This is a genomic window from Blautia sp. ZXY-1-B12 (genome assembly GCF_056339915.1).
Genome location: NZ_JBWJVP010000025.1, coordinates 70783 through 76782, shown reverse-complemented (window position 1 = coordinate 76782; position 6000 = coordinate 70783). Strand labels below are relative to the sequence as shown.

Here is a 6000-nt window from a genome sequence, read left to right as displayed (position 1 = left end):
GTTAAGGAAACAATCGGAGTTGGTGTAAACGAAAAAGCAGCCTTGAGTTCTGATAAAAACTGCCCTTTCGTTTACATCAATTTCGATTTTACCTTGGTGAACAAAGTCGCGTCCCTTTAGCCGATAGCTATGGGGATTCAATCGTTGCTCTTTTCCTTAAGTTTATCATACCGGATGTTTTGGTAAAAGTTTTTTTATTCAAGAAATCAATTTCAGGCATGACAAACAAACCTCCTATGCGGAAGTCATTTATTCTATGCAATTGTAGATTTTAACATCTCATATGTGCACAAAAAGAAGAACTGTATTTATCTTTGCGGGGTGATACCATATTCCCTCCGCAAGAAGAACATTTGCATACATCGATGTGATACAAAACCTTTATCATTTCTATTGCATTTAGATTTTTTAATGTAGAAATGTATTTCTTGCATCCAAGCAGATTTCTGCAGTGAGTTATCTTTTTTCTCTTGTTTCTACATGATAGCAGACCATAGTGACGGATTCTGACAAATTGTTTGGGAGGAACATGCATCAGGAATCGACGGATGAATTCTTCTCCTGAAATTGTTTTCTCTTTCCAACAGCCTTCGTTTTTATAGTCTTTTACTGCATATGTAACTGTCGTGTCTTTCATGGATTTAATTCGCTGATTACTGATTGCTATCCTGTGGGTATATTTTCCAAGATAATTGATAACCGACTGTGCACCATTGAAAGTTTCTTTACAGTAAGTGACCCAGTTCTTTTCATAACACTTATCAAGAAGTTCTTTAAAACGATAGCTGTTCTGATATTTCTCCGCTGTACCATGAAATTTAAGCTTAGAATCATTCCACAGGCTTTTTAACTCATCCAGATATTTTCCACGGAACACCTTTGAGATGACACCATATGGGAGAAAAAAATTTCCACCTGTTTCTTTCCATTTATTTTCATCATCAAGCCCACCTCCAAGAACAATGGTATGAATATGAGGATGATAATTCATTGCAGAACCCCAGGTATGAAGAATGCAGATATACCCTATATCAGCTCCCAGGTACTTTGCATCTTTTGACAATTCATTCAATGTGGCTGAAGCAGCATGATACAGTGCATCATATAACAGCTTCTGGTTGCTGTAAATAATGGAATTCAATTCCTCAGGAACTGTGAATACTACATGATAATAGGGTGCATCCAATACGTTCTCTTTTTGTGCATCAATCCATTTCTCTTTCGGAAACTCCTGGCACATGGGACAGCATCTGCTTCTGCAGGAGTTGTTGTGAACACTGATACATCCGCAGTCCTCACAAACACTGATGTTTACACCAAAAACTCCTGTTTTACAGTTTCTGATGTGATAAGCCGTTTTTCTGTGATGAGCAGGAGGGTTACTCCTCTTTTCATAAGAAGGATAGAACCGTTCAAATACATCCTGTATCGTACATGATTTATCCATAATCATTCACCACCCATCTCATCAAATGGGCTTTTAATACCAAGCAGAGTTTTATTGCTTACATGCAGATAAATTTCTGTTGATTTTGGATCACGATGTCCCAAAAGAGCCTGAATGTATTTTATATCGCAGCCTGACTCAAACAGATGACTTGCAAAACTATGACGCAAACAATGTGTGGAGACATGTTTCTGAATGCCTGCTCTTTCGGCGCTTTCACGAAAAAACTGAATGACACTATCTTTTGTAAGATAATCCCCTGTCCATGAACTTGGGAACAGAATCCCCCTTGGTCTGCCACATTGAAACCAGTATTCTGTCAATATTTCGAGCGTCCGGTCTGCAAGCAAAGTATAACGATCAGAGCGACTTTTCCCATCACGGATGTGTATGGTTTTGTTCGTGCGTGAAATATCATCATAATGAAGATGTGTGACTTCTGAAACACGAAGTCCGCCTGAATACATAGTAGCAATCATAGCTTTGTGCTTCAAATTTGGCGTAGCATCAAGAATAGCTGATATTTCTGCTTTTGTAAGCACCGTTGGTAACTTTCTGTCCCTTTTCATACGAGGTATGTCATCATCATCCCAATTCTTCTTCAATATTTTTTTGTAAAAGAAGCGGATTCCTGAATGGTAGTGATTGTATGTTTCTGGTGAAATCCCGGAAAGTTTCTTTTCAGTTAGGAATATATCAACATCGTCAGTTGTTAATGCATCTATATCCTTGGCTGTGCGGTTCAAAAAATGAGCAACACTGGTACAGTATGCATGAATCGTGGAATCCTTGAGATTCCGTTTATTTGCAGCAGATCGAATCTGATTAAAAATTTCTTCGTACATAATAAAATCCTCCATGTAAAATCAGTAGTTAATGAAAAACCCTGCTTACATGGAGGTGCATTAGCATAATAAAACCGCTTGTCAGAAAAGCGGTCAAATGGTATTCTTTTCATAGGCAGTGGTGTCTTTCTGTATTGAATTGTTTTGTGTGGTAACTTTACAATATCAAATACTGGTAAGAATTGCCATTGCCTATTTTATTATTGAGAAAAAGAAAGCTGCGCCACAGCCTTGGCAAGCCATCGCGCAGCGATTTTGTTCAACTTAGAATTTATATATGTCTTTGCAAATATACCATATCTATTAGCTGTACACCGCCCTCATAAATTGTGTGGTCATAATTGTCAGTAAAAAAATTGGGAATATTGTGAGAACTGAACAAATCCACATTTTTCATAAAATGGTATCGGTCAATGGACTGTCACCTGTTCCAACTTGCAAAACAGAATATTCATCTGCATATTTACTGGCAAGAAAATCAATTAGTGCTTTGCCATAGCCCTTTCCCTGGTTTTCCGGATCGACTGCGATATTCTTGATTTCAAGTATTCCGTTACCTTCATCGGTGACAACACATTCAGCTTTTACATCATTATCTTCAAGCACATACATAGTTCCTTTTTCAAGATAACGATCAACCATGCTCTCCTGTTCATCAGCTAATAACAATAATGATATAAACTGCTTTTTATTTTTGTTAACTTCTCGAATTTTCATACAACTTGTTACTCCATCAATTGCCATCTAATTTAATTCATCAAACTTGAATTTGGTGTGTGCTTTATAAATTTTTTCCAATCCACTCAAGTTCGTTCATGGAATCCTTATTTTTTTCAAGTTCATCTCTGGCTGTTGCATAATATGATTTTTTGAAAAGCATATCCCATGAAAGATATTTTGCCATACAGTCAAACTGCTTATCAATCAGCTCATACTGGATGCTGCCTACGGGAGAACCACCTACAACAATTGTGCCAACTTTTTTGTTTTTTAACTGCAATCCACGGCAGTAGCACTTATCAATGATAAGTTTCAATTGTGCTGACATTCCCCACCAATAAACTGGTGTAGCAAAAAGAATCATATCTGCGGCAGCAATTTTATCAATGGTAGAATTTGTATCATCCTTATCGACGCATCCCTTAGAGCATTGACAGACACCACATCCCTTGCATGGTGCAATGTTGAGGTTGTCGGGTTCAATGATTTCAATTTCATTCTTTTCTGACGCTCCTTTTATAAATGCATTGATTGCTGCCAGCGTATTTCCTTTTCTGGCACTTCCATTAATGATTACAATTTTCATGCGTGTATCCTCCAACTTCCGATTTTAATGTCTCTATTATACCATAATGATACTATTATAAAAAAGGAAAAAGAGCTCCTTCGAGCTCTTTTGATTCAGTTCTGTAAACTTGAATTTGACTTGCCTATTTTCTTAAAATCTCATGTGGAGCTTCTATTTCATTTGCCAAGGTATGCTCTGTTAATTCTGACATCAATTTCAATTTTTTATTAATCAATGGTCGCATACAATTAGGAACATGTTCCTGATGCGCTCTGTGGATTGCTACACATTCCTTACAGTTTCCGTGATAACGACAGGCTTTCAGGCAAGGACAGTGATCTTTGTCTTTATACTCCTTACGAAATTCCGCTGCAAATTCTTCTTGCAGTCTCAGTCCCTCGACACGGTTTCCCTTATGAAATTCTACCATTGCATCCAGTTCTTTCTGGTTCCCTTCAATCTTCATGTTATTATAGCGCCTCCATTTCAACTATTCTTCATTTTCTGATAAATTCCGATTTCTATTTTCGTTTCCATAGCATAGTGTACTCTTTTTCACCAGTAGCTTCATCCAAGCCTTCACATTGAATAATGAACCCTTCTCTTTGGTAAAAAGAAATTGCTCTGGCATTCTTCTGGTATACATTTAATCGTAAGCTAACTTTTTTATCCTTAACATAATCTAATAAAAGCTTACCTATGCCACATGACTGCATTTCATCGGAGACAAAAATACCTTCTATATATTTATCATTTAGTCCTACAAATCCTTGTATCATTTTATCTGCTTCAAACACATAAACTTCGTATTGTGACATCATTTCTTTTACTAATTCATAATTACTTTTCCAGTATTGATTGGAAATAAAATAATGTGCTTTCAGATTTGTCTTTAACCATATGTCAGCGACTCTATCGATATCTCCGTTCAGCAACTTTCTAATCATAACAAATATTCTCTACAACTACATCCTTTATGCTTTTCTCTTTTTTTCATTCTATCACAAGCTCACCATTAATCATCAATTTTTTGATATTTTTTCTTTTCCCCCACTGTAAAACAGTCTCTGAGCGTTTCGTTATATAGAGGGATACAAATAAGAGCAAGATCCACCCATGTTTAACAGTAATGTCGTTTGCCATCCTGTTCTCCTATGGGATTTATCTTGATGGGGATTTCCCCATACCCTCTCAATAACAGACGTTTCACTTGTCTGTTGGTTCCACCTAAAGGTGTTCACAGCACTATTTCTAATATCGGAAGGGACAGCCGATATTGAAATACGTGAACTCCCGGCGGGAGGAATAGTCTCAGCGGAAGGAGGAGTATGAGAACAAAAACAAAAATATCTTCTTAGTGCAGCTTATCTCGCCAAGAAACTGAACTACAAACTACTATTCCATCTTCATAGGAAGAGATTCCATCATGTGAAAACTGTTCTGGATACTCTATATCACTAAGTTTCTCGTTTACATAATTATTAAAATTACGATATCTATTCTGTTCATTAAATTGTCCTGATTTCATCGAATTATATATTTCTTCAAGAATACAATATTTTTCATCTTCATACACCCAACAATAGTATTTTTGATTTTTTACAGACTCACATTGATATACCTGATTTAATGAATCCACATACGAAACAAATGCTTGATAATACATAAAGCATTCTTTATCAAAATTAATTTCTAAGTTAACTTCTCCCTTTCCTTCTGGATCCACATCATGTATATTCCATACTTTATCTATACCAGAGTATGCGTCAAAACATGAACAAATTACATGTTTGCTATCTTTTTGTGGGTAATACATCTGGTTTGTTGATGTATCCTTAATTGAACCCACATTATTTAATTGTACTTTTGCATGCTCGATTGTCTTTTTCCTAACATTCTTATTACAAGTCCCCTTACTTTCAAATAAAAATACTTTTTTTTGCCCATCAACTCCGATCCAATCTGGTGCCATTTTTCCATTCACCAACGTTCCTTTAAAACTCTTATCTGTAAAATGATATAATTTGTTAATGTTATATATTTCATTTGCAATAATTCTTGTTGCTAACATACCCATGGCAAAAGAAATTACATTTTTATATGAAGTTTCCGCAAATTCATACTCATCTGAAATTACATAAAACCCTTTTTCCTTTTTTACTGCCATTCTACACATTGATGAATAAAATTTTCTTGCATCTCGAGAAATCAGTTTTTTTCCGTAAAATCCATTTAAAATAGCATATTTACTAAAATCTCCTCTTGAAACGTTAAATGATCTATGTTTGGTTGCATTAGGATTTTTTGAATAATCATTCTCTGAATCAAAATATTCATAATTCACACTTTCCATCTATTTTCCTTCTCCTTATCAGATGTAAATTTTTTTGATATCATTTTATTAACTTATCATTTTTCTT

At 35.5% G+C, this 6000-nt stretch carries 7 protein-coding genes and 1 pseudogene; all 8 read right to left on the bottom strand.

Annotated elements, in window-relative coordinates; genetic code table 11:
• Window positions 1-271 precede the first annotated feature (271 nt).
• The 8 genes and pseudogenes from AC075L_RS02145 to AC075L_RS02110 all read right to left on the bottom strand — a co-directional run bounded on the left by AC075L_RS02145 (window position 272) and on the right by AC075L_RS02110 (window position 5933).
• Window positions 272-1447, bottom strand: coding sequence for an IS91 family transposase (locus AC075L_RS02145; RefSeq protein ID WP_020993160.1), 1176 nt, complete (start codon window positions 1445-1447; stop codon window positions 272-274).
• A gap of 2 nt (window positions 1448-1449) precedes the next feature.
• The gene (locus AC075L_RS02140; RefSeq protein WP_020993164.1) at window positions 1450-2292 is read right to left on the bottom strand and encodes a tyrosine-type recombinase/integrase; all 843 of its coding nucleotides are present in this window, start codon (window positions 2290-2292) and stop codon (window positions 1450-1452) included.
• Between the two features lie 271 nt (window positions 2293-2563).
• A pseudogene (locus AC075L_RS02135) lies at window positions 2564-3009 on the bottom strand (GNAT family N-acetyltransferase).
• A gap of 64 nt (window positions 3010-3073) precedes the next feature.
• Window positions 3074-3598: a flavodoxin family protein gene (locus AC075L_RS02130; RefSeq protein WP_055060821.1), complete on the bottom strand. Its 525-nt coding sequence runs from the start codon at window positions 3596-3598 to the stop codon at window positions 3074-3076.
• A 124-nt stretch (window positions 3599-3722) separates the two neighbouring features.
• Window positions 3723-4046 carry a hypothetical protein gene (locus AC075L_RS02125; protein ID WP_004613237.1) on the bottom strand — a complete coding sequence of 108 codons (324 nt, stop codon included), beginning with the start codon at window positions 4044-4046 and terminating at the stop codon, window positions 3723-3725.
• Window positions 4047-4101: 55 nt separating this feature from the next.
• Complete coding sequence (locus tag AC075L_RS02120; RefSeq protein WP_055053942.1) at window positions 4102-4527, bottom strand: GNAT family N-acetyltransferase; 426 nt, start codon at window positions 4525-4527, stop codon at window positions 4102-4104.
• A gap of 46 nt (window positions 4528-4573) precedes the next feature.
• The gene (locus tag AC075L_RS02115) at window positions 4574-4723 is read right to left on the bottom strand and encodes a hypothetical protein (RefSeq protein WP_167338141.1); all 150 of its coding nucleotides are present in this window, start codon (window positions 4721-4723) and stop codon (window positions 4574-4576) included.
• Between the two features lie 211 nt (window positions 4724-4934).
• The gene (locus tag AC075L_RS02110) at window positions 4935-5933 is read right to left on the bottom strand and encodes a hypothetical protein (protein ID WP_006427156.1); all 999 of its coding nucleotides are present in this window, start codon (window positions 5931-5933) and stop codon (window positions 4935-4937) included.
• Window positions 5934-6000 lie beyond the last annotated feature (67 nt).

Bases quoted from the DNA above. Each gene is read 5' to 3' on its own strand.
- AC075L_RS02145 (WP_020993160.1), bottom strand. From the start codon at position 1,447: ATGGATAAATCATGTACGATACAGGATGTATTTGAACGGTTCTATCCT.
- AC075L_RS02140 (WP_020993164.1), bottom strand. From the start codon at position 2,292: ATGTACGAAGAAATTTTTAATCAGATTCGATCTGCTGCAAATAAACGG.
- AC075L_RS02130 (WP_055060821.1), bottom strand. From the start codon at position 3,598: ATGAAAATTGTAATCATTAATGGAAGTGCCAGAAAAGGAAATACGCTG.
- AC075L_RS02125 (WP_004613237.1), bottom strand. From the start codon at position 4,046: ATGAAGATTGAAGGGAACCAGAAAGAACTGGATGCAATGGTAGAATTT.
- AC075L_RS02120 (WP_055053942.1), bottom strand. From the start codon at position 4,527: ATGATTAGAAAGTTGCTGAACGGAGATATCGATAGAGTCGCTGACATA.
- AC075L_RS02115 (WP_167338141.1), bottom strand. From the start codon at position 4,723: ATGGCAAACGACATTACTGTTAAACATGGGTGGATCTTGCTCTTATTT.
- AC075L_RS02110 (WP_006427156.1), bottom strand. From the start codon at position 5,933: ATGGAAAGTGTGAATTATGAATATTTTGATTCAGAGAATGATTATTCA.